The organism is Modestobacter sp. VKM Ac-2982, from assembly GCF_026967935.1.
Classification (GTDB): Bacteria; Actinomycetota; Actinomycetes; order Mycobacteriales; family Geodermatophilaceae; genus Modestobacter.
The window spans coordinates 180,078-204,777 of the sequence record NZ_JAPVBL010000007.1 but is presented as its reverse complement, the minus strand read 5'-3'; the positions used below and the strand labels follow the sequence as shown (position 1 = coordinate 204,777).

General features: G+C 73.8%; 26 protein-coding genes. 11 read left to right on the top strand and 15 right to left on the bottom strand.

The features are described 5' to 3' along the window. Window positions 1–14 precede the first annotated feature (14 nt). The 3 genes from O2W20_RS22470 to aroQ are packed head-to-tail and all read left to right on the top strand — an operon-like array spanning window position 15 to window position 2,535. Entirely contained in the window at window positions 15–1,046 is a 1,032-nt protein-coding gene (locus tag O2W20_RS22470) for a DctP family TRAP transporter solute-binding subunit (RefSeq protein WP_269173701.1), read from the top strand. Further along, window positions 1,043–2,080 carry a phosphotriesterase family protein gene (locus O2W20_RS22465; protein WP_269173702.1) on the top strand — a complete coding sequence of 346 codons (1,038 nt, stop codon included), beginning with the start codon at window positions 1,043–1,045 and terminating at the stop codon, window positions 2,078–2,080. The genes O2W20_RS22470 and O2W20_RS22465 overlap by 4 nt, the downstream gene beginning before the upstream one ends. Beyond that, on the top strand, window positions 2,077–2,535 hold the full coding sequence (aroQ, locus tag O2W20_RS22460; protein ID WP_269173703.1) for a type II 3-dehydroquinate dehydratase: 459 nt from the start codon (window positions 2,077–2,079) through the stop codon (window positions 2,533–2,535). The genes O2W20_RS22465 and aroQ overlap by 4 nt, the downstream gene beginning before the upstream one ends. Before the next feature lie 6 nt (window positions 2,536–2,541). Here aroQ and O2W20_RS22455 read toward each other — a convergent pair whose 3' ends face one another. Both O2W20_RS22455 and O2W20_RS22450 read right to left on the bottom strand, forming a co-directional pair. Continuing rightward, window positions 2,542–3,336 carry a hypothetical protein gene (locus O2W20_RS22455; protein ID WP_269173704.1) on the bottom strand — a complete coding sequence of 265 codons (795 nt, stop codon included), beginning with the start codon at window positions 3,334–3,336 and terminating at the stop codon, window positions 2,542–2,544. After that, a complete protein-coding gene (locus O2W20_RS22450; protein WP_269173705.1) occupies window positions 3,333–5,255 on the bottom strand; it encodes a sugar phosphate isomerase/epimerase and 4-hydroxyphenylpyruvate domain-containing protein in 1,923 nt (640 codons plus the stop codon). Before O2W20_RS22450 ends, O2W20_RS22455 begins: the two co-directional genes overlap by 4 nt. A gap of 165 nt (window positions 5,256–5,420) precedes the next feature. Here O2W20_RS22450 and O2W20_RS22445 point away from each other — a divergent pair, with 165 nt between their 5' ends. The 4 genes from O2W20_RS22445 to O2W20_RS22430 all read left to right on the top strand — a co-directional run bounded on the left by O2W20_RS22445 (window position 5,421) and on the right by O2W20_RS22430 (window position 9,254). Further along, complete coding sequence (locus tag O2W20_RS22445; protein WP_269173706.1) at window positions 5,421–6,101, top strand: TetR family transcriptional regulator; 681 nt, start codon at window positions 5,421–5,423, stop codon at window positions 6,099–6,101. 173 nt (window positions 6,102–6,274) lie between these two features. Further along, the gene (locus O2W20_RS22440) at window positions 6,275–7,351 is read left to right on the top strand and encodes a VanZ family protein (protein ID WP_269173707.1); all 1,077 of its coding nucleotides are present in this window, start codon (window positions 6,275–6,277) and stop codon (window positions 7,349–7,351) included. Window positions 7,352–7,497: 146 nt separating this feature from the next. Then, the gene (locus O2W20_RS22435) at window positions 7,498–8,175 is read left to right on the top strand and encodes a response regulator transcription factor (RefSeq protein WP_269173708.1); all 678 of its coding nucleotides are present in this window, start codon (window positions 7,498–7,500) and stop codon (window positions 8,173–8,175) included. Further along, window positions 8,172–9,254, top strand: coding sequence for a sensor histidine kinase (locus O2W20_RS22430; protein ID WP_269173709.1), 1,083 nt, complete (start codon window positions 8,172–8,174; stop codon window positions 9,252–9,254). The genes O2W20_RS22435 and O2W20_RS22430 overlap by 4 nt, the downstream gene beginning before the upstream one ends. Here O2W20_RS22430 and O2W20_RS22425 read toward each other — a convergent pair. After that, a complete protein-coding gene (locus tag O2W20_RS22425; protein WP_269173710.1) occupies window positions 9,223–9,387 on the bottom strand; it encodes a hypothetical protein in 165 nt (54 codons plus the stop codon). The two genes, O2W20_RS22430 and O2W20_RS22425, sit on opposite strands and share 32 nt — an antisense overlap. Between O2W20_RS22425 and O2W20_RS22420 the strand changes: the two genes are divergently transcribed. Then, entirely contained in the window at window positions 9,347–9,676 is a 330-nt protein-coding gene (locus O2W20_RS22420) for an isocitrate/isopropylmalate family dehydrogenase (protein ID WP_331254137.1), read from the top strand. The genes O2W20_RS22425 and O2W20_RS22420 overlap by 41 nt on opposite strands. Window positions 9,677–9,920: 244 nt before the next feature. Beyond that, window positions 9,921–11,000 (top strand): SDR family oxidoreductase, encoded by a 1,080-nt coding sequence (locus tag O2W20_RS22415; protein ID WP_269173711.1) that lies wholly within the window; start codon window positions 9,921–9,923, stop codon window positions 10,998–11,000. Here O2W20_RS22415 and O2W20_RS22410 read toward each other — a convergent pair. Further along, a complete protein-coding gene (locus O2W20_RS22410) occupies window positions 10,990–12,225 on the bottom strand; it encodes a lycopene cyclase family protein (RefSeq protein ID WP_269173712.1) in 1,236 nt (411 codons plus the stop codon). The genes O2W20_RS22415 and O2W20_RS22410 overlap by 11 nt on opposite strands. Before the next feature lie 274 nt (window positions 12,226–12,499). On the opposite strand from O2W20_RS22410, the gene O2W20_RS22405 reads away from it, so the two are divergent. Together O2W20_RS22405 and O2W20_RS22400 are read left to right on the top strand one after the other, a co-directional pair. After that, window positions 12,500–12,703, top strand: a complete 204-nt coding sequence (locus O2W20_RS22405) for a zinc-ribbon domain-containing protein (protein ID WP_269173713.1) — start codon at window positions 12,500–12,502, stop codon at window positions 12,701–12,703. Between the two features lie 79 nt (window positions 12,704–12,782). Then, window positions 12,783–13,271, top strand: a complete 489-nt coding sequence (locus O2W20_RS22400) for a DinB family protein (protein WP_269173714.1) — start codon at window positions 12,783–12,785, stop codon at window positions 13,269–13,271. A 14-nt stretch (window positions 13,272–13,285) separates the two neighbouring features. Here the strand turns inward: O2W20_RS22400 and O2W20_RS22395 are convergent, their stop codons facing one another. From O2W20_RS22395 to O2W20_RS22345, 11 genes are all read right to left on the bottom strand, one after another. Further along, window positions 13,286–14,044 carry a MerR family transcriptional regulator gene (locus tag O2W20_RS22395; RefSeq protein WP_269173715.1) on the bottom strand — a complete coding sequence of 253 codons (759 nt, stop codon included), beginning with the start codon at window positions 14,042–14,044 and terminating at the stop codon, window positions 13,286–13,288. Window positions 14,045–14,071: 27 nt separating this feature from the next. Then, window positions 14,072–14,836: an ABC transporter permease gene (locus O2W20_RS22390; RefSeq protein WP_269173716.1), complete on the bottom strand. Its 765-nt coding sequence runs from the start codon at window positions 14,834–14,836 to the stop codon at window positions 14,072–14,074. Beyond that, window positions 14,833–15,606, bottom strand: coding sequence for an ABC transporter ATP-binding protein (locus O2W20_RS22385; RefSeq protein ID WP_269173717.1), 774 nt, complete (start codon window positions 15,604–15,606; stop codon window positions 14,833–14,835). The genes O2W20_RS22390 and O2W20_RS22385 overlap by 4 nt, the downstream gene beginning before the upstream one ends. Window positions 15,607–15,710: 104 nt before the next feature. Beyond that, on the bottom strand, window positions 15,711–15,890 hold the full coding sequence (locus tag O2W20_RS22380) for a hypothetical protein (protein ID WP_269173718.1): 180 nt from the start codon (window positions 15,888–15,890) through the stop codon (window positions 15,711–15,713). 395 nt (window positions 15,891–16,285) lie between these two features. Continuing rightward, the gene (locus tag O2W20_RS22375; RefSeq protein ID WP_269173719.1) at window positions 16,286–17,959 is read right to left on the bottom strand and encodes a CocE/NonD family hydrolase; all 1,674 of its coding nucleotides are present in this window, start codon (window positions 17,957–17,959) and stop codon (window positions 16,286–16,288) included. 47 nt (window positions 17,960–18,006) lie between these two features. Beyond that, window positions 18,007–19,404: a hypothetical protein gene (locus O2W20_RS22370; protein WP_269173720.1), complete on the bottom strand. Its 1,398-nt coding sequence runs from the start codon at window positions 19,402–19,404 to the stop codon at window positions 18,007–18,009. 107 nt (window positions 19,405–19,511) lie between these two features. Continuing rightward, window positions 19,512–20,339 (bottom strand): PaaX family transcriptional regulator, encoded by an 828-nt coding sequence (locus O2W20_RS22365; RefSeq protein ID WP_269173721.1) that lies wholly within the window; start codon window positions 20,337–20,339, stop codon window positions 19,512–19,514. Window positions 20,340–20,457: 118 nt separating this feature from the next. Next, window positions 20,458–21,480 carry a phosphotransferase enzyme family protein gene (locus tag O2W20_RS22360; RefSeq protein ID WP_269173722.1) on the bottom strand — a complete coding sequence of 341 codons (1,023 nt, stop codon included), beginning with the start codon at window positions 21,478–21,480 and terminating at the stop codon, window positions 20,458–20,460. Between the two features lie 169 nt (window positions 21,481–21,649). Next, window positions 21,650–22,288 (bottom strand): TetR/AcrR family transcriptional regulator, encoded by a 639-nt coding sequence (locus O2W20_RS22355; protein ID WP_269173723.1) that lies wholly within the window; start codon window positions 22,286–22,288, stop codon window positions 21,650–21,652. A gap of 84 nt (window positions 22,289–22,372) precedes the next feature. Continuing rightward, window positions 22,373–23,674, bottom strand: a complete 1,302-nt coding sequence (locus tag O2W20_RS22350; RefSeq protein WP_269173724.1) for an aspartate aminotransferase family protein — start codon at window positions 23,672–23,674, stop codon at window positions 22,373–22,375. Window positions 23,675–23,834: 160 nt separating this feature from the next. Next, window positions 23,835–24,527, bottom strand: a complete 693-nt coding sequence (locus tag O2W20_RS22345; RefSeq protein ID WP_269173725.1) for a FadR/GntR family transcriptional regulator — start codon at window positions 24,525–24,527, stop codon at window positions 23,835–23,837. Window positions 24,528–24,700: the final 173 nt, after the last annotated feature.

Genomic DNA, 24,700 nt, shown 5'->3' with positions numbered 1-24,700 from the left:
CGAAGGGAAAGACCATGCCCAACCGTCCCCTCCCCAAGCGCCCGCTCCTCGCGGCCTCCGCCCTGCTCCCGCTCCTGCTCGCCACCGCCTGCGGCGGTGACGACGCCGGCGGCGGGGACGCCGGTGGTGGCGGCGGTGAGGTGGAGCTGACGCTCGCGCACAGCTACACCGAGGCACAGCCGCAGCACCGGTGCGGTGCGCAGGTCATCGCCGACGAGGTCGAGGCCGCCGACGTCGGCGTGACCGTGGAGCTCTTCCCGAGCAGCCAGCTCGGCGGCGACGCCGACCGCATCCAGTCGGTGATCTCCGGCGACATCGACCTCGACATCCAGGGCGCCTCCGCGCTCGGGGCGGTCTACGAGCCGATGAGCGTCGTCGACGCGGCCTACGCCTTCGACGACGGCGAGCACCTCGCCCGGTACTTCGGCAGCGAGGCGTCCGACGAGCTGACCCAGGGGTTCGCCGACTCCACCGGCGCGAGCGTGCTCGGGGCCTGGTCCGCCGGCGCCCGGCACTTCACCGCCGGCCAGCCCATCCGCGAGCCCGCCGACCTGGAAGGCCTGCGGATGCGGTTCCCCAACTCGCCGCAGTACCTGATGAACGCCCGCGCCCTCGGCGCGGACCCGACCGAGGTGGCCTACGAGGAGCTGTACCTGGCGCTGCAGCAGGGCATCGTCGACGGTCAGGAGAACCCGATCGTCAACATCGACGCCCAGAACCTGGGTGAGGTGCAGGACTACCTGAGCCTGTCCGCGCACCAGGAGAACTCCAACCTGGTCATCGCCGGCCCGGGCGTCGAGGAGCTCTCCGACGAGCAGCGGGAGGCGCTCGACGCCGCGGTGGCCGCGGCCGTCGAGCAGGTCCCCGAGTGCGTCGCGGAGGACGAGCAGCAGGTCCTCGACGAGTGGACCTCCGGCGGGGAGTTCGAGGTCGTGGAGGACGTGGACGTCGACGCCTTCCGCACCCAGGCCGAGGAGTACCTGCGGGCCAACCTGAGCGAGGAGCAGCTCGGCGTCTACGAGGCGATCCGCAACTCGGCCGAGTGACCGACGCTCTCCGCACCCAGCCCCGGGGCGACTCCGCGCAGGAGCGCCCCGGGGCGGTGGTGCAGACCTTCCGGGGCCCGGTGCACCCCGACCAGCTCGGGTCGACGCTGGTGCACGAGCACGTCTTCGTCGGCAGCCCGGAGCTCGACCTCAACCACCCGCACCCGGAGTGGGAGCCGGACACCGCCGTCGACCGGGCCGTCACCGCCCTGACCCGGTTGCGCGACCTCGGCGTCCGGACGGTGGTCGACCTGACCGTCCTGGGCCTCGGCCGGGACGTCGCCCGACTGGTGCCGGTGGCCGAACGGGCTCCGGTGCACCTGATCGCCTCGACCGGCTACTACACCTCGAACGTGCTGCCGCCCTTCTTCCGCACCCACGGGCCGGGGCTGCTGGTCGACGGCCCCGACCCGCTCATCGAGTTCTTCGTCCAGGACATCGAGGAGGGCATCGCCGGCACCGGCGTGCGGGCCGGGATGCTCAAGGTGGTCACCGACGAGGAGGGCATCACCACCGACGTCGCCCGGGTGATGACGGCCGCCGCGGTGGCCCACCAGCAGACCGGCGTCCCGATCACCACCCACAGCCGGCCCGCGCTGCGCAACGGGCTGGAGCAGCAGGCCTTCCTGCGGGAGCACGGCGTCCCCCTCGACCGGGTCGTGATCGGCCACTCCGGGGACACCGAGGACCTCACGTACCTCCGGCTGCTGATGGACGCCGGCTCGACCATCGGCATGGACAGGTTCGGGATGGAGCACGTCCTGCCCGACGAGCGCCGGGTCGCCACCGTGCTGGCGCTGCTGCGGCTGGGCTACGCCGACCGGATGGTCCTCTCCCACGACGCGGCCTGCTTCAGCCGCGTCACGCCGCCCTCGTGGCGCGCGGTCCACGCACCGCACTGGCGCTTCGAGAACATCCCCACGCGGGTGGTCCCGATGCTGCTCGCCGGCGGCGCCAGCGAGGACGACGTCCACCGGATGACCGTGGTGAACCCGGCTCGACTGCTCACCCCACACCTGAGGAGGACGTCATGAGCTCGGTGCTCGTGCTCAACGGCCCGAACCTCGACCTGCTCGGGACCCGCAAGCCGGCGGTGTACGGATCGGCGACGCTGGCCGACGTCGAGCAGCTGTGCCGGGAACGGGCGGCCGACCTCGGGCTGGACGTGGAGTTCCGGCAGTCTAACCACGAGGGCCAGCTCATCGACTGGGTGCACGAGTGGGGCCGGCGCGTCCGGGACGGCACGGCCATCGGCGCCGTCTACAACCCGGGCGCCCACGCGCACACCTCCGTGGCGCTGCGGGACGCGATCGAGGGGGTGGAGCTGCCGGTGGTCGAGGTGCACATCTCGAACGTGCACGCCCGCGAGGAGTTCCGGCACCACTCCTACATCTCCCCCGTCGCCCGGGGCGTCGTCGTCGGCCTCGGGGTGCTCGGCTATCCCTTGGCGCTCTCGGGTCTCGCTGAACTGACCCGAGCGCAGCGCTGACAGGGGTCAGCCCGCCCCGAGCCGGCGGGCGCGGGCCCGGGGGTGCTCGAGCATCTGGTCGACCAGGCCGTGCAGGTGGCGCAGCCGGGCGACGGGGTCGTCGGTGAGCAGGCCGACGGAGTCGTCGCCCCCGAGCGCGACCGGCACGTGCGGCGGCAGCGTGGCGAGCAGCCCGGCCACGGTCTCACCGGCCCGCTCGACCTGGCGCGCGCTGACCCGGACGTAGCCCAGGGTCTCCCCGAGCACGTCCACGGCCGCCTCGACCTCGCCGGGCGCGCAGCTGCCCACCGGCACGTCCAGGACGACCCCACCACCACTCGGCCCGACGACGGCCGCCGCGTCGGCGAGCAGGTCCGGACGGTCGACCGGCAGCGGTGCGAGCAGCGGCAGCAGCCGGTACGGGCGGGCCTGCTCGACCAGCCGACCGAAGACCTCGACCCGCTCGGCGACGCGTCGTCCGGCCGCGTCGTCCGCGCTGAACCGGGCGGTCACGTACCGGGCGCCGAACCGGGCCCCCAGGTCCAGCACCCGGCCGTGCGCGGCGTGCACGTGGTCGTCGGGCAGGGTGCCGCCGAGCTGGACGCGGCCGACGTCGAGCACCGTCACCCGGGTCTCGAGGAGCTCGTCGACGAGTCGGAGCAGGTTCCGCTCCCCGGCCCCGCCGGACCACCAGGGCTCCACCTCGGCCACGGCCCCGACGTGCAGGCCGATCGAGTCCCAGCCGCTGCCGGCCAGCAGCTCGGCGAGCTCGGCGGGGTCGCGGGGGTGCACCACCGACTGGTGCACGGCCAACCGGTTCACGGCACATCCGTCCTCTCTGCTCCGGCGCGCCGGGCCGGCGTCACCGTGGGCGACCGCCGCTGACGGCGATGGGCTGCCATCCGGACCGGCGCATCGGCGTTCCCGTACCCGTCGTAGCCCCCCAGCCGCTGCACCACCACGACGAAGAGCCGGTCGCCGAGCACCTCGGTCGCCAGGTGCAGGCAGGCGCCGTGCGCGTCCTCCTCGTACATGAGACCGTGCTGCCGGACGGACGCCAGAAGGTCGGCGGGGAGGTCGAAGCGGGCCTCGAGGTCATCGGCGTAGTTCTCCGGCAGCCGGAGCAACGGGGCGCCGGCGGCCCGCAGCCGCTGCGCCGTCTCCACGACGTCGTCGGTGGCGAAGGCGATGTACTGGGGCTCGGGGACCCGCGGAGCCCAGCCACCGCGGCGCAGCGACGAGGCTGACAGCGTCAGTCGCACCGCCCGGTCGGGCCCGGTCACCGCCCGGGTGCGCACCAGGCCGAACGGGGCGGCCAGCTCGGTCACCTGCTGCGACTCCAGGCCCAGCACAGCCCGGTAGAACAGCCCGGCCTCGTCGAAGGAGTCGAACGGCTGGGTCAGCGCCACGTGATCGGTCCCGGTCAGGCCGGCGCCCGGGGCGGGGGTGGCACCGGTGGGCAGGAAGTCGGCCGGCCACCCGTCGGGCACCGTGCGGGTGAAGAAGACCTCCGTCCCGTCCGGAGCGGCGACCGCGGACAGCTCCGCCTCCGCTGCACCGCGGGTCCGGGGCAGCACCGGGGCGCTCATCGCCTCGGCGCGGACGGCCGAGCGCACCGGGTCGCTGCTCTCGAGGCCCAGGGCGGAGACCTCGGCTTCCCCGAGTGCACCGGGCCGGACGACGGAGGCGTTGAGCAGCACCCGCGCCGCCCCCTGCTCCCACAGCTGCACCGGCTTGGACCGGTGCTGACCGCTGTGCGTGAACCCGAGGGCCGCCAGCACCTCCCCGACCTGCGGCCCGGAGACCCCGTCGACGGCCAACTCGGTGAACGACCAGCCGGACAGCGCCGGCGCGGCCGGTGGCGGGTGGACGCCGGCGGCGGGATCGCCCAGCGCGAGCGCCTCCTCGAGCCACTGCAGCGAGCGCATCGCGTCGACCGCGGTGCGGGCCGGGTCGGACTGCCGGTACACGTCGTTGAAGACCTCCAGCGACCACGGCCCGCGGTACCCGGTCGCGAGGACGGCGCCGAGGAACCCGGGCAGGTCGAACGCGCCCTGCCCGGGGAACAGGCGGTGGTGCCGGCTCCACTGGAGCACGTCCATGGTCAGCTGGGGGGCGTCGGCCAGCTGGAGGAAGAAGACCTTCTCCCCCGGCACCGCGGTGAAGCCGCTCGGGTCCCCGCCGCGGGAGAGCACGTGGAAGCTGTCCAGGCACAACCCGAGCGCAGCGGCGTCGGCCCGGCGGACGGCGTTCCAGGAGGCGTCCCAGGTCGAGACGTGCCGGCCCCAGGCGAGCGCCTCGTAGGCGATCCGCAGGCCGCGCAGCTCGGCCCGGGCCGCGGCGGTCGACAGCTGCTCGGCGAGCAGGTCGACGTCGGCGACGGCGTCGGGTGCGACCGAGGAGCAGACCAGCACGGTGTCCACGCCCAGCGCGCCCATCACGTCGAACTTCCGCTCGGCGCGCCGCAGGTTGGCGGCGAACCGCGCGGGATCGGTGGAGTCCAGGTCCCGGAACGGCTGGTACAGGTCGATCGACAGACCGAGGTCGGCGCAGCGCGCGGCCAGCTCGGCCGGCGGCCAGGGCGAGGCGATCAGGTCGGGCTCGAAGACCTCGATGCCGTCGAAGCCCGCGGCCGCGGCCGCGGTGAGCTTGTCCTCCAGGGTCCCCGACAGGCAGACGGTGGCGATCCCCCGGCGCGGGTGCAGGGCGCTCGCGGGGTGAGGTGGACGAGCTGCTGGCATGGCTCCTGCCCTCTTATGTACCAAGTGGTGAGTTACCGACCACCCGACCACATCGGACGTCGGGGCGCCAGTCCCCCCGCCGGGCCGGAGGCCCGGTCGCCGGGTCCGCTCCGCGCAGGCCGTTGCATAGGCTCCGCAGCACGTCCGCCCAGGCAGGAGGAGCCCGTGACCGCGCGCCGACCGGAGAGCGAGCCGTGCACCGACGCCGCCGCGGCGCGCCCGGCCGAGCGCACCCGGGACGCCGACCGGACCCGGGCGGAGATCCTCGCCGTCGCCACCGCGGAGTTCGCCGACCGTGGGTACGCCGGGGCCCGGGTCAACGAGATCGCCGAGAAGCTGAGCACGACCAAGCGGATGATCTACTACTACTTCGGCGGTAAGGAGCAGCTCTACGTCGCGGTGCTGGAGCAGGCCTACGGTCGGATCCGGGCGCTGGAGCAGCAGGTGGACGTCGAGCACCTCGAGCCGGTCGCGGCGATCCGCGAACTGGCCGGGCTCACCTTCGACCACCACGAGGCGCACCCGGAGTTCATCCGGCTGGTGAGCATCGAGAACATCCACCGGGCCGCGCACCTGGCCGGCTCCCCCGCGCTGGCCGGCCTGGCCGACCCGGCCGTCGACGTGCTGGGCGCCATCCTGCGGCGCGGCCGGGACGACGAGCTGTTCCGGGACGACGTCGACGCGCTCGACGTGCACCAGGTGATCAGCGCGTTCTGCGTCTTCCGGACCGCCAACCGGCACACGTTCCGGGCCATCTTCGACCGCGACATGCTCGACCCGGCGACCCGCGCACACCAGCGGAAGCTGCTCGGCGACCTCGTCGTCGCCCACCTCACCGCACGCTGACGCCTCCTCCGCGCCCACGGGAGTCCGCGTGCGCACCTCGGGCGCGTCCCGGGGATGTCGTGGACGTATGCGCAGGCGGAGACGGTGGGGCAACTCCCGCTCCCGTGCACTGGCATCGGTCCAGCAGTTCCCGATGCCGCACCGGCTCCGCCGAGGCGGGGAGGAGTTCCACGATGACGCCCACCCACCACCCGTCCGCCGTGCGGGCGAGCGGGACACCCGCTGCCCCCGCTCCTGGCTCCCCGCGGTCCCGGCGATCGGGGCTGCTCCTGGTGGCCGCGGTCGCCGTGCTGTTCGCGGTCGGCTGGATCACGCTCGGTCCGGCCGGGTTCGTCGCCGATGCCCGCCGCACGGTGATGGCCGGGGTCGAGGCGCTCGCCGCGCCCTGGCCGCGCAGCGTGCACCGGGCCGAGGTCGAGGCGGTGGCGAACGGTCTGCTCTTCGTGCCGGTGGGTGCGCTGGCCGCACTGGCACTGCGGCGCCGCGGTCCGGTGCTGCCCGTGGCCCTCGGCGCGGCGACGTCGGTGGTGGTCGAGCTGGCGCAGACCGCGCTGCCCGGCCGGGTGCCCGACCTCGCCGACGTGGCCGCCAACACCACCGGCACGGTCGTGGGCGTCGGGATCACCACCGTGTTCCTGGCCGCCGCGCGTCGTTTCCGGCGGGCCGTCGCCCACCGCCCCGCGCGGGGGCTGGTCGCCGCACTGCTCGCCGCGCCCCTGCTCCTCGCCGCGACGGCCGGGTGCTCGTCCGCAGGTGCGCCGGCCGGTGCCGCCGGACCACCGGTGCCGGGTGTGTCGCGGGGGGACGTCATGACCGCCGAGAACGGTCACGTCGTCGACGGGGAGGAGCTCTCGGCGTTCGCCGACGTCCCGGCCCTCACCAACCTCGACAGCGCACTGCGCACGGCGGTCCAGGACGCGGCCCGGGACGCGACGGCCGACGGGATCCGCTTCCACGTGTCCAGCGGGTGGCGCAGCGCTGCCTACCAGCAGGCGCTGTTCGACGCCGCGGTGCAGCAGTACGGCAGCCCCGGAGCCGCGCGGGAGTGGGTGCTCCGCCCCGACGAGTCCCCCCACGTCACCGGCGACGCGGTCGACGTCGGACCGACGGACGCCATGAGCTGGCTCTCCCAGCACGGGTCGGACCACGGCCTGTGCCAGACCTACGGCAACGAGATGTGGCACTTCAAGCTGGCCGTCGACCGCGGTGAGCAGTGCCCCGCGCCGGCCACCGACCCCACCGCCGGCTGAGCGCGTGGTCCCCGCCCGCGAACCGGCCAGCGTCGTCGCAGCCCGGCAGCTGGCCGCCGAGGCACACGAGCGCCGTCGTCCTGTCCCGGCCCGGCGCACCGCGCGCCGATACGCCGCCGACATCCCCGCCTTCCTACCCTCGCCCCATGCGCGTGCTGATCGCTGAGGACGAGCCCTACCTGGCCGACGCCATCCGGGACGGTCTCCGGCTGGAGGCGATCGCCTCCGACGTGGTGCACGACGGGGACAGCGCCTTGGAGAACCTCGCCGTCAACAGCTACGACGTCCTCGTGCTCGACCGGGACCTGCCCGGCACCTCCGGGGACGACGTGGCCCGGCGGGTCGTCGCCGAGGGCCTGCCCTGCCGGATCCTGATGCTGACCGCGGCCGACCGGCTGGAGGAGAAGGTGCGCGGCTTCGAGCTGGGCGCCGACGACTACCTGACCAAGCCCTTCCAAATGCGCGAGCTGGTGGTGCGGCTGCGCGCCCTGGGTCGCCGGCCGGTCGACGGCACACCGCCCGTGGTCGAGTTCGCCGGGCTCACCCTGGACCCCTTCCGGCGCGAGGTGTACCGGGACGGCCGGTACGTCGGGCTCACCCGCAAGCAGTTCGCGGTGCCGGAGGTGCTGCTGGGCGCCCGGGGTGGGGTGGTCAGCGCCGAGTCGCTGCTGGAGCGGGCCTGGGACGAGAACGCCGACCCCTTCACCAACGCCGTCCGGATCACCATCTCCTCGCTGCGCAAGCGCCTGGGCGACCCCTGGCTCATCCACACCGTCCCTGGTGCCGGCTACCGGGTGGGGCCACCGGCGCCGGACCCGCGGTGAGCGCCCGGCTGCGGCTGACCCTCAGCTACGCCGGCTTCCTGGTCATCGCCTCCGCCGCCCTGGTGGCCCTGCTGGTGTACGTCCTCCGGTTCGTGCCCGAGGGCAACCTCAGCGCGCCCGGCGCCCCGTTCCTGCCCGACCGCGGCGACCTGCTGGCCGCCCTCTGGCCGCGGGTCTGGCAGGTGCTGGCCGTCCTCCTGGTGGTCGGGACGGGCGGGGGCTGGCTGCTGGCCGGCTGGATGCTCCGCCCGCTGCACCAGGTCCACGCCGTCGCCCGGCACGTCGCCGCCGGGTCGCTGGACCGCCGGGTCCGGCTGACCGGCCGGGACGACGAGTTCCGTGAGCTCGCGGACACCTTCGACACGATGCTCGACCGGTTGCAGACCACGTTCGACGAGCAGCGCCGGTTCGCCGCCAACGCGTCGCACGAACTGCGCACCCCCTACGCCGTGGAGCGCGCGATGCTCGACGTCGCGCTGGCCGACCCGGCCGCCGTGGACGTCCCCCGGCTGCTCGCCCGCCTGGACGAGACCAACCGCCGGGGCACCGAGACCGTCGAGGCGCTGCTCGCCCTGGCCGCGCTGGACCAGGGCCGCACGCCCCCGCGCACCCCGGTCGACCTCGCCGAGGTCACCGGGGACGTCGTCCGGGACCTGGCCCCGCTGGCCGACCGCGCGGGCGTCAGCGTGCACACCGAGCTGGGCGAGGGTGACCTGGACGGCGTCGAGCCGCTGGTCCGGCACCTGGTGGCGAACGTGGTGCTCAACGGGGTGCGGCACAACACCGGCCCGGGCGGGACCGTGTCCGTCACGACGGGCAGCACGGAGGACGGCCGGGCGGAGCTGAGGGTGTCCAACACCGGGCCGCACGTGCCCCCGGAGCTGCTCGGCACCCTCACCGAGCCGTTCGTCCGCGGCACCGGCCGGGTCTCCAGCCGGGACACCACCGCTCCCGGCAGCGGCCTGGGCCTGGCGATCGTCGCCCGGGTGGCCGAGGTGCACGGCGCCGACCTGCAGCTGTCCGCTCCCCCGGCAGGCGGGCTGCTCGTCACCGTGCTGTTCCCCGCACCGGGACCGTGACGGCGGCTGCGGAGGACGGCCGCTCCAGGGCGCGGAAGAGCTCGCGGTAGCCGGACTGCTCCTCCAGCGCGGTCACGAGCTCCACCGGCACGATCGGCATCGCGCCCAGCGCGAACATCGACCGCGACCGCACGCACCCCAGCCTGTTCGAGCCGGTCCACGGATCGGCACCCGACATCGCCGGCCGCGGCATCGCCAACCCGATCGGCCGGATCTGGTGCGCGGCGATGATGCTCGGCCGCCTCGTGCACGCCGACGCCGGCGCCGCCGTGGTGGCCGCGATCGAGGACGTGCTGGCCGCCGGCCCGGACGGCGCACCGCTCACGCCCGACCTGCAGGGCTGCGGGACGACGGTGGAGCTGGGCCGGACGATCGCCGAGCGGGTCGGCGAGCGAGGGTGCAGCACCGCCGCCGAGAGCTGACGGCGGGACGGGTACCTCGGCGGCAAGGAGCAGCTCCACGTCGCGGTGCCGGAGCAGGCCCACGGCCGGATCCGGGCGCTGGAGCCGCGCGCACCGGCGGGAGCTGCTCGACGACCTCGTCGTCGCCCACCTCACCGCACGCTGGACCCCGGTGGGTGCGAGGCTCGTCGGGACACGTGCACCCGGCCGGCGACTCCTCGCCGCGTCAGCGGCGCCGTGCACCAGCGACAGGGAGACCGGACACGTGACTGCAGCAACCCGACCTCGCCAGGCCCTGGTCGTGGGCGCCACGGGGATCGTCGGCCAGAACCTGGCCGAGCGGCTCACCGCCCAGGGCTGGGAGGTCCACGGGCTGTCCCGCAGCGGGCGGGCCCCCGGCCCGGGCGTGCACCCCGTGCAGGCGGACCTGGCCGACCCCGCAGGACTGGCCACCGCGCTGGCCGGCCTCTCCCCCGAGCTCGTGGCCATCACCGCTTGGACCCGGCAGGCCACCGAGGCGGAGAACATCGCGGTCAACGGTGCGGCCGTCCGCAACGTCCTGCAGGCGCTCGAGCCGGCCGGCTCGGTGCGGCACGCGGCGCTGATGACCGGGCTGAAGCACTACCTCGGCCCCTTCGAGGCTTACGCGCAGGGCGAGATGCCCGACACGCCCTTCCACGAGGACGAGCCCCGCCTGGACGCGCCGAACTTCTACTACGCGCAGGAGGACGAGCTCTTCGCCGCCGCGGCCCGGGCCGGGTTCACCTGGAGCGTCCACCGGTCGCACACGGTGTTCGGCTTCGCGGTGGGCAACGCCATGAACATGGTGCTGACGCTGTCCGCGTACGCCGCGATCTGCAAGCAGACGGGGCGCCCGTTCGTCTTCCCCGGGTCGAGCACCCAGTGGAACAGCGTGACCGACGTGACCGACGCCGACCTGCTGGCCGACCAGATCATCTGGGCCGCCGCCACCGAGGCGGGCCACGACCAGGCCTTCAACACCGTCAACGGCGACGTCTTCCGCTGGCGATGGCTGTGGCCGCAGATCGCCGCCCACTTCGGCGTGGGATGGGAGGGCTACGAGGGACGGGTCCGCCCGCTCACCGAGAGCATGGCCGGCAGCGAGGACGTCTGGGCCGGGATCGCCGCGGAGCACGAGCTGGTCGAGCCCGACCTCGGCCGGATCGCCTCCTGGTGGCACACCGACAGCGACCTCGGCCGGGAGATCGAGGTGCTGACCGACATGAACAAGAGCCGCAAGGCCGGGTTCACCGAGAGCCGGGACTCCCGCGACAGCTTCTTCCGCTACGTGGAGCGGTACCGCGCGGCGCACATCATCCCCTGACGGGTCCGGGGAGCGTGGTGCGCCGGGACGGGAGTCGGGGCAGAGCGGTACGGACGGCGGTGGTGAGGAGGACGCGACGGGCCGGCGGTGGGAGCGCTCGGGCGACCCGCAGCATCGTGGCCGCGATGGACGTCGGGGCGGACCCGATGTCGAGGTAGGCGACCCACGCCGACTCCGGCAGGCTGAAGAAGGACTGGAAGAAGGCGTCGGTCTGGGCCTCGTCCAGTCCGAGCAGGACCTCACGCCCCAGACCGAGCAGGCCGAGGGTCGCGCGCTGCCGGGCACTGCGGACCAGCGACCGCACCGCAGCTGCATCGGCCCCGGCCAGCACGGCATCGGCGATCGTGCTGCCGGCCCGCAGTGACGCGGCGACGCTGTACCCGGTCGCCGGGTGGACCAGCCCGGCCGCGGCCCCGACGGGCACGCCGACGGATCGTCGGACGGCGGCGTCCAGGGGAATGGCCACCCGTTCCGGGCGGTCGGCGATGCGCAGACCGGCGTGGTCGATGAGGCGGTGCAGGCGGTCACGCAGGTGGGGCAGCGCCACCGGCGGGCGGGCAGCCAGGGAGGTGGCCTCCAGCAGGGTCGTGCCGTCGTCCAGCCCCATCCCGTACAGGAAGGCGGGCGGCTGCGCGACGCCGTCCTCGCGCAGCACAGCCCAGTCCATGAGCAGTGCACCCCCGTCCGGGACCAGGCCACCGAGGTCACCGGTGACCCGCTCCCCCCAGGCCCGCTGGTGGGCGCTGCCGGGACCGCCGCCGCGGGCGTCGACGACGATGTCGCCGGTGAGGGTGGTGCCGTCGGTGAGCGTCACGACCTGACCGACCGGGTCCTGGTGGACGGCGGCGACCGACCCCGTGCGGGTCGCACCGCCACTGGCGCGCAGCCGACCGAGCAGGAGACCGTGCACGACGTCGTTGTGGAGCCGGGCGTAGGCGCGACCGACGTCCTGGGTCATGGCGGTGGTGCGCACCACGGTCACCGGGTACCGCCGACCCAGCGGCGGAGTCCCCTCCGTCCGGGCCGTGTCGCCGAGCAGATCCGTGGACACGGCATCGAGCTCGTCGGCCCACATGCCGTAGGTCTGGTGCCAGGGCCGCAGGTGCGGGGCGACCACCACCACGCTCAGGCCCCGCGCGGCGCACGCGGCAGCGACCGACAGTCCGGCCGGTCCGGCGCCGGCGACGACCACGTCCCAGCGCTGTCCCGGCGCGACGGAGTTCACGGGCGCGCGGCGTGCACAGGCGAGCTGCGCAGGCGGGACTGGGCACGCGTGTTCCGTCGGGAACGACGGTGGGCGGCGCGGCGGGGCAGCCAGCGGGTCACGGGTGCTCTCGTCTCCTCGGTCGCAGGTCACGCTAGCCGTAGCGCACGGTCAGTTGGACACGACCGTCTGACGCCCGGGATGCCACTCGCCCCCCGTCGTCCGCACCCTCGACGTCGGCTGATCGTCGTCCGACCACAGGGCGGCCCCGGCGGTCGCTCCCTACGCTGACGTGATGTTCTTCCTCTTCGGCTTCGGCACCAAGCGGCAGCACCTCGGCCCCGGCGAGACCCGCACCTGCCCGAACTGCAACAACACCTCGCAGTGGGCTCGGGTGAAGCAGTACAAGCAGTTCTCGCTGTTCTTCGTGCCGGTCGCCCGGTGGAAGCGCCGACAGGTCGAGGTCTGTGGCATCTGCGGCACCACCGTCGCGGTCTGACCCACGCCTCAGGGCGCGCGGAGCTGTCAGCGGAGCACCACCTGGACGTCGATCACCCGTCCCCGGACCCGGAGGCCCTGTGACCGCGACGAACTGGACCGAGGACCTGCGCAGCAGCCTGGACGAGCGGCTCGACGCCCACCGCTCCGCGCTTCAGCACAGCCTGGACGGGCTGACCGACCAGGAGGCCCGGGCCCGGCTCGTGCCCTCCAAGACCACGCTGCTGGGTCTGCTGCAGCACGTCACCTACGTGGAGGCGATCTGGTTCGGCCAGGCGGTCACCGGGGCCTCCACCCGGGAGCTCGGCGTGGCCAGCAGCCCCGACCGGTCGTTCGTGCTCCGGAGGGACGCCACGATCGCGTCGGTGCGGGCGGCCCATGCGGACCGGTGCGCCGAGTCCCGGGCGACCATGGCCGGGTTCGCCCTCGACGACGAGGTGAGCGGTCGGGGCGCCCGCCCGGTCTGGGCGCTGTACCTGCAGGTGCTCGGTGAACTCGCCCAGCACGCCGGGCATGCGGACGTGCTCCGCGAGCAGCTGCTGGCCGCCCGGGAGCGCCTGCCGGCCTGACCGGAGACGGCGGGTCAGGTGCGCCGGATGTTCGTCCAGCCGGTGTAGCCCCGCTGTTCCAGGAGCCGCAGCAGTCGCGGCGCCCACGGGAAGGACTGCACGAACGCCGCGTCCAGCAGCGCGACCAGGTCCTCGCTGATCGGCTGCTCCGCGGCCCCGGCGGACGCGGCGGCCGCCCCCTCGAGGAAGGCCTCCACCCGGTCGGCGAGCTCGGGCAGCCGCGGGTCGTCGGCCGTGCAGTCGGTGAGCTCCCCGAGGTCGAGGTAGAGCCGGCGCAGCGTCGGGTGCTCGAGCTGCGCGTGCTTGACCGCCATCATGGCCGGCACCTGCTCCGGCGCCTGGGCCGCGATCAGGATCCAGCTGTCCCGCTCGATCTCGACCAGGCGCTCCGGGAAGCCGAGCTCGCGCATCCGCTCCAGGTAGGCGACCGCCACCGGCGGCAGCACGAGGCTCTCCCCCGCCGCGAGCTGCGCGATCCGGGTCCGGTGCCGCTGGCGGTCGCGGATCTCGGCGCGGAGGCGACGGTCGACCTCCTCGACCGCCGCCGCGAACTCCTCCTCGCCGGCCGCCAGCAGCTCCCGCACCCGGGACAGCGGCACGCCGGCCTCGGCGAGGGTGCGGATCCGGATCAGCTCCACGACCGCCACCGCGTCGTAGCGCCGGTACCCGGAGGAGTCCCGTTCCGGCTCGGGCAGCAGCTCCTTGGCGTGGTAGTGCCGGACGGCGCGCACCGTCACGCCGGCGTAGGACGCGAGCTGGCTGATGGTCAGCACGGGCGTGCCCTCTGCTCGGCGGCGTGGTCAGCCGATCTTCCGCCGGTAGGTGACCATCGCGAACAGGTATGCCACCAGCAGCAGGCCGACGCACCAGGCGAGGGCCGTCCAGCCGTCGTCGCCGACCGGCTGCTCGGCGTAGAGGCTGCGCAGGGTGTTCACGATCGGCGTGACGGGCTGGTGCTCGGCGAACCGGCGCACCGGGCCCGGCATCCCCGAGGTCGGGACGAACGCCGAGCTGATGAACGGCAGGAAGACCAACGGGTAGGAGAACCCGCTCACCCCGTCCAGGGAGGTGGCGGTCAGCCCGGGGACGACGGCCAGCCAGGTGAGCGCCAGGGTGAACAGCACCAGGATGCCGAGCACGGCCAGCCAGGCGAGCACCCCGGCGCCGGAGCGGAAGCCCATCGCCACGGCGACGAGCACGACCAGCACCAACGAGACCAGGTTCGCCACCAGCGAGGTCAGCACGTGGGCCCACAGCACGGACTGCCGGGCGATCGGCATCGACTGGAACCGCTCGAAGATCCCGCTGGAGACGTCGGTGAACAGTCGGAAGGCGGTGTAGGCGATCCCGGAGGCGATGGTGATGAGCAGGATCCCGGGCAGCAGGTAGTCGACGTACGCCCCGTTCCCGACCTCGATCGCGCTGCCGAAGACGTAGACGAACAGCAGCAGCATGGCGATCGGCGTGATCGCGGTGGTGATGATCGTGTCCGGGCTGCGCAGCACGTGCCGCAGCGACCGCTTCAGCAGGGTCGTGGTGTCGCGGACGACGTACGTGGTGGTCATCGGTCCGTCTCCTGCTGGCCGGAGCCGACGATCGCCAGGAAGACGTCCTCGAGGGACGGCTGCTTCTCGACGTGCTCGACCGTGGCAGGGGGGAGCAGTTGCCGGAGCTCGACGAGGTTGCCCTCGGCGATCACCCGGCCCTGGTGCAGGACGGCGATCCGGTCGGCGAGCTGCTCGGCCTCGTCGAGGTACTGGGTGGTGAGCAGCACCGTCGTGCCCCGGCCGGCGAGCTCCCGGACCGTCGCCCACACCTCGAGCCGCGACTGCGGGTCCAGGCCCGTCGTCGGCTCGTCCAGGAAGAGCACCGGCGGATCACCGATGAGGCTCATCGCGATGTCGAGGCGACGGCGCGTCCCGCCCGACCAGGTCGACACCCGGCGGCCGGCGGCGTCGGTCAGCTGGAACCGGGCGAGCAGGTCGTCGGCGATCCGGCCGGCCCCGTCGAGGTGCCGCAACTGGGCGACGAGCACGAGGTTCTCGCGCCCGGTGAGGAGCTCGTCGACGGCGGCGAACTGCCCGGTGAGGCTGATCGCCCCGCGCACCTCGGCGGGCTGGGTGGCGACGTCGAACCCGTGGACGGACGCGGTCCCGCTGTCGGCTCGCAGGAGGGTGCACAGGATGCGCACCGTCGTGGTCTTGCCGGCGCCGTTGCTGCCCAGGAGGGCGAAGACGGTCCCCGCGGGGACGCTCAGGTCGACACCTGCGAGCACCGCGTGCTCGCCGTAGGACTTGGTCAGCCCGGTGGTCTCGATGGCTGCTGTCGTGGTCATGGCAGGAGCGTCCAGCCCTGACCCTGCGTCAAGGTCAAGTCGGGGTCATCCGTCCCGTGCGACCTGGAGGGGCCCGGTTGGTCAGGCCCCGTGCCGCCCGCCGATCAGCAGTTGACCGACCACCGGTGGCCGCAGCTCAGGCAGACCAGGACCGCCACCCAGTCCTGCGGGTCGAACTCGCCGGGGTGGTCACCGACGTCCTGTCCGCCGCACGCGACGCAGCAGGACATCCGGGCCAGCGCGCTGGCCTGCACGACGACCGAGTGGTCCAGGAGCTCGGACACGGGGACACCTCCACGATGAACGGCAGCCGCGCTGCTGCCTCGATGGGTGGAGATTGGCCCGGCGACCGTCTCGCCGACGGGTGACACGAGGCCGGTCACCGGATCGCAAGAAGCTCGTCGTGCGACCGCAATGGAGCAGCGGCGGAGGTCAGCTGCCACGCGGGGGGCCCCGCATCATGCGCGCGTCGACCTGGCGGGCGTGGAAGTGGGTCACCGGCCCCGGGTGGACGTCGGACGGTCGACGCCCCGCAGCCGTGCACGAGTGCCCTGCCGGAACGCCGAGGAGGCTGTCCCAGGGAGCGCGGAGCCGTCGGGTGCCTACGGGGTGGTGCTGGGCAGACCCGTGCGGCCCGCAACCAGGAGGGTGCGGGCCGCGCGGCCTGACCGGACCCGGCCTATGCCGCGGGCGTCCTCGCGAACCGGGCCCGGTCGGTGAACTCGATCTCAGCCACGGAGCCACGGGCGCCGGCGGCGACGTCGATGGTCCCGGTGGAGTCGTCCGGCGCGATCCGCGGGACGTCGCCGGTCATCAGGCTGATCCGCACCCGGTGCCCCTCGGCGAAGCGCCAGTGCGCCGGCTGCGTCTCGATGACGAACGTGGTCTCCTCCCCCGGCGTCACGGGGACGCTCCGATCGTGCCCGAACCGGTGGCTGGCCCGCAGCCAGCCGGCGGCGACCTCGGTGACCCGGCCGTCGGGGGCGACGTCCATCACCTTGGCCACGAGGTTGCCGTCGCTGGCGGGCAGGGTCGCCTCCAGGGTGACCTCGGCCTGCCCGGCCATGACGGCGTCGTGCGCCAGCGGGTCCGACGTGAACGTCAGTCGCCCCTCGTCCGCCGCGGCGTTGTCCGCTGCCGGGTCCGTCGGCCGCGGGCACCCGACCAGGCAGGTGGTGGCCGGGCCGTCGTCCGGGTCGATCGCGAGGTCCAGGGTCCCCGGCTTGCCGGGCCGTCGGTCCAGTTCCCGGTCGGTGCCGAGAGCCAGGACCTGCCCGTTCCCGTCCGCCGGCCAGTCGGCCAGCTCCACCCAGCGGCCGCCGGTGCCCTCGACCTCGTAGCTGGTCACCGGCGCCGCCGGCAGTGGTGCGTCGGGGTCGTCGCGCAGCCAGTGGTCGAACCAGGCGAGGGTCGCGCCGATCGGCAGCGGTTCGGTCTCCTGCTCCCAGGGGTCCGCGTGGGTCCAGGGCCCCATGACCAGCCGGACGTCGTCGTTCCCGGCGTCGCGCAGGCCCTCGTAGTTGCCGATCGCCCCGGCCCGGAAGACGTCGAACCAGCCACCAGTGAGCAGGACCGGGACCTCGATGTCCTCGTGCTCGTTCGCCACGTTCTGGACGTCCCAGTACTCGTCGTACGTGGGATGGGCCGCGAAGGCGTCGAGCTGCCGCTGGTCGAAGGCGGGATCTGCCACATCCGGGGCGCCCACCCAGAGCCAGTCGGCATCCGCGCGCGCTCCGCCCGGGTAGAAGATCTCGGAGTAGTTCTCCATCGGCGAGACGTTGGGCGCGATCGCCACCAGGTGCGGCGGTTGCTCTGCCGCGATCTCGAGGGTCGTCTGGCCGCCGTAACTCGTGCCGGAGGCACCCACCTTGCCCGAGGACCACGGCTGCTCGGCCAGCCACTCGACGGCGTCATGGCCGTCCTTGCTCTGGATCGGCCACCGCGCCTCGAAGCCCGGTGCCGGGGAGATCCCGGTGCCACGGATGTCGCACGACATCACGTTGTAGCCGCGCTGGCTGAAGTACGTGGCGAACTCGCCCTCTGCCTCCTCCACGGCCCTGCCGTACGGCGTGTAGCTCCGCAGGAGCCCGGGGAACTCCCCGGCCGCCGGCTCGCCCCCGAGCGCCGGTCGGGCGATGGTGCACCCGAGCTCGAAGCCGTCCTGCATCGGCACCTGGAGCCGTTCCACGTGCGTGCCGTATGCGGCCGGCCGGTCGTAGTCGAACCAGTCGGGCTCTGCGGCCGGGGCGGGGCGGGGCGGGTGGGCGGCTGCCGGCGGAGCCAGCACCCCCGCCACGACCGCGCCGGTGATGGTGCCGATCACGCCGAGACGGCGGGTACGCCTGCTGAACACGCTTCCTCCACGGGGAACGGGACGGGGCCGAGGGACGCCGGTCGAGGTCAGGAGCGCGGGGCGCCGAACACGCCGCCGCGGTCGCCCAGCCACTCGGCCGGTCGGTAGGTGCGCAGGATGTCCGACCCACCCAGGCCGAGCTCCTCGGCCGCGGCATCCAACGTGCGGGGGTGGGCGACGGAGCCCCAGTGACCCGTGGCCACCCGCTCGTCCAGGGCCTCGACGGAGGCGACCAGCTCGGCGGGCGTGAACTGGCAGTGGCTCAGCCGGTGCACGAAGGCCTGGCGCAGCAGTCCGTTCGCACCGGCCTGGCGCACGGTCTCCGCGTACTCCTCCTCGACCTGGACCGGGGCGAGGACGTCATGCGTGGTGTGCAGGCTCAGGACCGGGACCTGCAACTCCCCGGTGAGCTCGGACGTGGCGTGGGCCGTCTGCAGCGCGTCCTCGTCGGCGGTCACCGACGCCGTCGCGGTCAGCCGGTCGAGGTCCGCGGCCAGGTCGAGCCCGGCCTCCCGGTACAGCGCCGTCACCTGCGCCCGCTCGTCGGCGCGCTGCAGCAACGCCCGGTAGTCGACGCCGGCGTTCCAGGACGGGTTGCCGCCGACCGTGGTCTCGATGTCGACCCGGGCCGGGTAGGTGAAACCCAGTGCGGAGGTGAACTGGGCGACCTGGGCGTCGACCTGCGCCTGGTGGTCCCGTGGACCGGGCTCGGGCTGGCCCTCGGCCCAGCGGGGCAGGTGGTACAGCGCGGCGGCGAGCGCGATCCGTGCCCGGCCCGCGGGATCGTCCTGCGCGGCCACGACGGCGTCGGTGAGAGTGCTCGCCGCGGCGTTGACGGCGGCCAGGTCGCCCTCGTAGTCGGCCAGCTGTACCTCGGTGCCCGGTGGGACGAGCAGCTGGGCGATCGCATGGGCACCGTCGAGCTGGTAGTTGAGCAGGTCGACGCCGCCGTGCATGAGCCCGCAGGTCGGCAGCGCCCCGTCGACGGGGGTACCGGGGAGCTCGGCCAGCTGGCCGGTCACCAGGCCGCCCATGGAGGTCCCGACGGCGAGCACCCGCGATGGCTCACCGACGGCGGCCCGGAAGGCATCCAGGGTCTGCAGCTGGTCCTCGGCAGCGGTGTCCAGCGTCCAGCCGCTGCGCTCATAGGAGGAGCCGACCAGGGCGTAGCCCCGGTCCAACAGGGCCTGCCGGGTCACGTCGTCCGGCGCGTTCTCGGCGGTGTGCGGGATGGGGAAGAAGCTGGGCCGGTAGCCGTGGCTGTACAGCAGCACCGTGCCGTTCCAGTCGGCGGGGACGTCGGCGACCCAGGCGGTGGCCCCGTCGTCGACCGTCCCCTCGACGTGCCTCGGGGCCGCGGGCTCTCCGGCTGCGGCGGGTGTGGCGGCGGCGAGCGAGATGGCCAGCGCGCAGGCCAGGCCGGGGACGAGCGATCGAGGGGACATCAGCATCCTCACGGGAGGGGGTCGGGATGCCGGAGACGCTAGGCCCGAGTGAAACGAGCGTCAACGAAATGCCGAGCTTTTCTGTGAGCCAGCCCACTCAGGCGGAGCTACCGCCTCGCGCGTGCGTCCCGCACGAGGTCGGCGAAGGCCGCCTGGGCGCGCGCCTCCAGGGCTGCGAAGACGGTGCGGTACACGGCCGTCGACCGGCGGGCGGGCCAGTCCGCACCCAGGTGGCGATCGGGCAGCACCGGGTCGAGTCGCAGCAGGCGGATCCAGTGGGCGCCGAGGAGGGTGAACAGGGCCAGCGGGTCCTCGTCACGAGGGAGGGGCCGGTCCCACCGGCGGAGGAACTCTTCGTGCTCCGCGCGCAGAACATCGAGGTCCCAGGCCCGACGGACGAACCGGGCGACATCCGTGCCGGCGGCGGGAGAGGCCACGAACCCGTCGATCTGCAGGCCTCCCACCTCATCGCCGACGGTGATGATCGAGTCGAGGTCGACCCGGCCCGGCGCGATCCACAGCCCGTCGCGCAGGCAGCCGAAGCCCGCCCAGGTCAGCCGGGACCGCAGCCGATTCCGGACGTCCCGCTGCGTCTCCGGCAGGGAGAAGCTCAGCAGCGTCCACTCGCTGCTCCCCTGGTGGAACGGTTCGGTCGCCAGCACCCGCTCCCGCCCCTCCCGCAGGACCCTCCGAGAGGTCTCGGTCAGGCCGTAGCGGGCCACTCTCCCGTCCTGGTCACGAGTCAGCAGCCCGCGCTCGGTGAGCCGGGTCAGCACCGACCTGGTGGCGTCGTCGCTCACGCCCAGGGACCCGAGCACGTCGAGGAAGACCTTCGTCGGAAGAGGCTCCTCGTGGCTGTCGAGGATCAGTGCGCCCCCCAGTGCCAGCAGGAGGTCCTGCGGCTTGAAGCGCACCTCGGCTGCACGGTCTGTCATGTGCCCCTCCCTGAGCCCACTCGGCGCCCACGCCGCGGGCCGGCGGGCGGGACCACCCTGCCAGGTCGGCCCGCGGGATCCGCTCGGTCCACCACCGCCCGTCGGGGGATCCGGGGGGTCAACTCAGGCGTCGCGCCGGCTCCCGGAGTTCGGTGAGGTGGTCGCGGGCGAGGGCGACGACGACCGGCCGCACGTGCTCGGCGAGCCACTCGGCGGTCTCGTCACCGCGCCGTTCGGCCGCCCAGCCCAGGTAGGTGAGCCCGCGGGCCAGCAGCATCCCGGTCCAGTGGCGCAGCTGCTCGTCACCGAGGGCCCGGCGGGTCCGGTACCCCGCGATGACGGCGTCGGTGTACTCGGCGAAGCGGGGGTGCGGGCGGTAGAAGAAGAGGATCGTGGCGAGCTCGAACAGGTGCCAGCCCTCCCCGAAGTCGTCGAAGTCGATGAGCACGAGTTCGCCGTCGGCCAGGAGGATGTTCTCCGGCGTGAAGTCGGCGTGGATGACGCCGTACACGTCCGGTCCGGTGCCCAGGGCGGCCAGTGACGACGTCAGGCGGGCAACGGCCGCACCCAGCACGTCCCGCTCCTCGGCGGACAGGACGTCGAGCCCGAGCGGGTCGCCCCAGAGCGCCTTCGCCCCCACCAGGCCGTCCAGGTCCCACGCCGCGCGACTGAACCCGGGGAGCCGGCCGACGTCCTGCAGGTGGTCGTGCAGCTCCCCCGCCAGCTGGCCGAGCCGGTGGAAGACGCCCGGGTCCAGCGAGCTGCTGCCGTCGAACGCCTCGCCGCAGTCCCCGAGGGGGGCGGCTCCCTCGATCCAGCGCTGCACGTCGACCTGGTACTGCTCACCCGTGCCGTCGCCGACGAGGTGGACCAGCTCGCCGGAGGTGGTGCGGATCGGCTCGGGCACCGGGAAGCCCCGCTGACGGAGAGCCAGCAGGTACTCCAGCTCGCAGGTCACCGCGGAGGTGGCGTGCAGCCCGGGACGGTGCAGGCGGACGGCGAAGGACTCCCCCGCCCGCTCGGCCCGGAACACGTGGTTCTCCCGGTACTTGACGAAGTGCAGGGTGGCGCGGGCCAGCCCGTAGGAGTCGAGGGCCTCGGCGATGACGCGCCGCGCCGCGGTCTCGTCGATGAGCGCCACGTGACTGCTCCTCTGCCTGCCGGCGGACCGGCGGGTCGTCGATGCGCCGGGCTCGGCTGCACGCACCCGACTGCGCTGTTGCAGCGGAAGACTGACAGCTACATGAACGCCCGGTCAAGAGCCTTTACGACGCGTTCACGTACTTCGGCGCGCTCGAGCCGCAGTCAGCTCAGGAGCGGTCCGGGCGGACCAGACCCGTCGCGAGCGCGACGATGCCGGCCAGGAGCTCCTCGGACCTGCCGGGGTCCTCGGCCACCTCCACCAGCGCGGCCCGCGATGCGCCCACCAGGAGGGCGGCGAGCGTCGCGGGCTCCACCCCGGCGGCCATGACGCCGGCCGCGCGCGCCTCTGCGACGTCCTCGGCGATGAGCTTGGCGACGACCCGGGAGGCGTGCCCCCGCACGGGCGCCAGCGCCGGCTCCACGCTCGGGTCGCTGTTGGAGTAGAACCGCCCGACGAGCGGCCGCGCGCCGATCTCCAGAAGGGGTCGGGCGAGGGCAGCCACCTTGTCCACGAAACCGGACGCCTGGCCGTGCGAGGCCGCCACCCGGTCGAGCAGCTCTTCGTTGACCTCCTCGTACAGCGTGCGGAAGAGGTCGTCGCGGCCGGCCGGGAAGTACGCGTAGAGCGTCACCTTGGAGGCCCCCGCCTCGGCCGCGATCGCCTCGACCGTGGCCCCGCCGAACCCTCGCTCGGCGAAGACCTGGAGGGCGGCGTCGAGCAGCACGCGCCGGGTGCGGAGCCGGTTCTGCTCGCGGAGGGAGAGCCGCCCGGTCCCCTCCCGGGGCGCATCCTGCGACGACGTCATCCGGCCACCCCTCCCGTCAGCTGTGAGCGACACCCTACGGACGGGCAACCGGGCGCCGTCGACCGGAGAGCCGGCCGGCGGGTGTCACCGGACGGCGGCGTCCATCTCGTCGAGGCTCGCGGCGAGCCGGTCGACCAGGAGCTCCAGGTGCTGGTGCTCGAACACCATGGGCGGCCGGATCTTCAGCACGTTGTCCCGCGGCCCGATCCGGCTGATCAGCACACCCCGCCGGACCATGTCCTCCACGACGTGCTTGGCACGGCCCGCGCTCGCACTGCCGTCGTCGTCGACGAGCTCGAGGCCGAAGAACAGGCCGGTCCCGCGGACCGCGCTGACGCCCGGCCGGTCGGCTGCCAGCTCCTCCAGCGTCTTGCGGGCGTGCCGGCCGAGCTCGGCGGCGCTGGCCTGCAGCTCCCGGTCCGCCGTCTCCCGGAGCACGGCGGCACCCGCCGCGGCGGAGACCGGGTTCCCGGCGAAGGTGTTGAAGTACATGTTGGCGCTGCCGAACTCGTCCAGCAGCCGGGTGGTGGTGACCACGCCGCCGAGGGGGTGCCCGTTGCCCAGCGGCTTCCCCATCGTGACCAGGTCGGGTCGGACGCCGTGCAGCTCGTGTCCCCAGAACGCCGAGCCGGACCGGCCCAGCCCCGACTGCACCTCGTCGGCGATGACCAGCCCACCGGCCCCGTGGACCAGGGCGGCCAGGCCCTCGACGTACCCGGCCGGCGGGTGCAACAGGCCCTCGGTGGTGAAGAGCGGGTCGAACAGCAGCGCGGCGAGGCCGTGGCCGGCCGCCTGCAGCGAGGCGATGGCGGCGGCCGCCTCCTCGAGCGCCTCCGCGAGGACGAGGCCGTGGCTCCGGGGGTCGGAGAGCACGTCCGGGATCCGCAGTGCACGGACGTGGGCGCCCAGCGGCTCCGCGACCGTCAGCCCCGTGGTCATCTCCGCCAGCGACATCGTGTTGCCGTGGTAGCTGAAGTCCGTGACCAGGACGCCGGTCGACCGGGTGTGCTGGCGGGCGATGCGGAGGGCGAGCTCGTTGGCCTCGGAGCCGCTGTTGGTGAAGAAGACCTTGTCCAGGTGTGGCGCGAAGGTCGCGAGCAGCATCTCGCCGTACTCGACGACGGGCTCGTGCAGGTACCGGGTGTGCACGTTCAGCCGCGCCGCCTGCTCGGCGATGGCGCGGACGACCACGGGGTTGCAGTGCCCCACGTGCGGGACGTTGTTGTAGGCGTCGAGGTGATCCACGCCGTCGGCATCCGTCAACCACACGCCGTGCCCGGCGACGACGTGCAGCGGCTCGTCGTAGAACAGCGGCGAGTGCCGGCCGATGACCTCCGACCGTCGCGCACGGAGCGCCTCGGCCACGGACGGGCTGTCGGTCGACATGACGCCTTCTTCCTCAGCGAACGGGTTCCGCGCCATGCACCGATGGCCTCGGAATCTGAACGCAGCGTACAGAGTTCCGCCCGACCACGGCCACCGTCGTCCGTCGCGAGTCGGCACCGGGGCTTGGCGGCAAGGGTCACGGGCGGCCCTGCGACACGGGTCAGGGGCCCGAGACCCGGCGCTGCACGCTGGCGACGTGGGCCGCGGCCGCCGCGACGGCGCCGGCCTCGTCCCCCGCCCGGATGGCGGCCGCGATCCGCTCGTGCTCGCGACGGGAGGAGCGCATCCGGTCGGCGGTGAGCAGGTGCTCGCGGCGGCTGGGCTCGGTGAGCTCCTGCACCCGGTCGTGCAGGCGCACCAGCAGCGGGTTGTTGCTGTACTGGGCGATCGCCCGGTGGAAGGTCCGGTCCAGCCGGGCGAAGTGCGCCGGCCGGCTCTCCGCCTCCATCTCCACGAGCAGCGCCTCCAGCTGGGCGACCCCCTGCGCGGTGGCGTTCCGTGCGGCGCGGCCGGCGACCGACGGTTCGATGCACGCCCGCACGTCCATCACCTGCGCCAGCTCGATCTGGTTGGCGTCGAGCCCACCGGCCAGCGCCAGGCCGGTGAGCGTCCCGCCCGGTCGCAGCACGGTCGTGCCGCGACCCCGGGTGCGGTCGATGAGCCCGCGGACCTCCAGGTCGCGCAACGCCTCCCGGACCGAGCCGCGGGAGACCCCCAGCGACCCGGCGAGCTCCCGCTCCGGGGGCAGCCGGTCCCCCGGACCGAGCGTCCCGTCCAGGATCAGCCGCTCCAGCCGGGAGGAGACGGCATCCGCCCGCGAGGCCTGCCCGGACGACGTGGCGCCAGTCTCCACACGATCTCCTTGGTCGGACCAACAGGACGACTGCCCTCGGCCACAGGCAGAACACCCTCAGTGGCCACGGCGGAGGTTACGCCCGCGTCTCAATTGCGAAACTTGCGGCAGAAGTCTTTACAGCCCGTTCAGTGTGACTCCAGACTCACCGACACCATCCCTCAACCGGGTGA

What these genes read in the sequence shown, in the direction of transcription:
- O2W20_RS22470 (WP_269173701.1), top strand. Translation starts at nt 15, where the DNA reads ATGCCCAACCGTCCCCTCCCCAAGCGCCCGCTCCTCGCGGCCTCCGCC.
- aroQ (WP_269173703.1), top strand. Translation starts at nt 2,077, where the DNA reads ATGAGCTCGGTGCTCGTGCTCAACGGCCCGAACCTCGACCTGCTCGGG.
- O2W20_RS22450 (WP_269173705.1), bottom strand. Translation starts at nt 5,255, where the DNA reads ATGCCAGCAGCTCGTCCACCTCACCCCGCGAGCGCCCTGCACCCGCGC.
- O2W20_RS22440 (WP_269173707.1), top strand. Translation starts at nt 6,275, where the DNA reads ATGACGCCCACCCACCACCCGTCCGCCGTGCGGGCGAGCGGGACACCC.
- O2W20_RS22435 (WP_269173708.1), top strand. Translation starts at nt 7,498, where the DNA reads ATGCGCGTGCTGATCGCTGAGGACGAGCCCTACCTGGCCGACGCCATC.
- O2W20_RS22405 (WP_269173713.1), top strand. Translation starts at nt 12,500, where the DNA reads ATGTTCTTCCTCTTCGGCTTCGGCACCAAGCGGCAGCACCTCGGCCCC.
- O2W20_RS22390 (WP_269173716.1), bottom strand. Translation starts at nt 14,836, where the DNA reads ATGACCACCACGTACGTCGTCCGCGACACCACGACCCTGCTGAAGCGG.
- O2W20_RS22385 (WP_269173717.1), bottom strand. Translation starts at nt 15,606, where the DNA reads ATGACCACGACAGCAGCCATCGAGACCACCGGGCTGACCAAGTCCTAC.
- O2W20_RS22370 (WP_269173720.1), bottom strand. Translation starts at nt 19,404, where the DNA reads ATGTCCCCTCGATCGCTCGTCCCCGGCCTGGCCTGCGCGCTGGCCATC.
- O2W20_RS22365 (WP_269173721.1), bottom strand. Translation starts at nt 20,339, where the DNA reads ATGACAGACCGTGCAGCCGAGGTGCGCTTCAAGCCGCAGGACCTCCTG.
- O2W20_RS22355 (WP_269173723.1), bottom strand. Translation starts at nt 22,288, where the DNA reads ATGACGTCGTCGCAGGATGCGCCCCGGGAGGGGACCGGGCGGCTCTCC.
- O2W20_RS22350 (WP_269173724.1), bottom strand. Translation starts at nt 23,674, where the DNA reads ATGTCGACCGACAGCCCGTCCGTGGCCGAGGCGCTCCGTGCGCGACGG.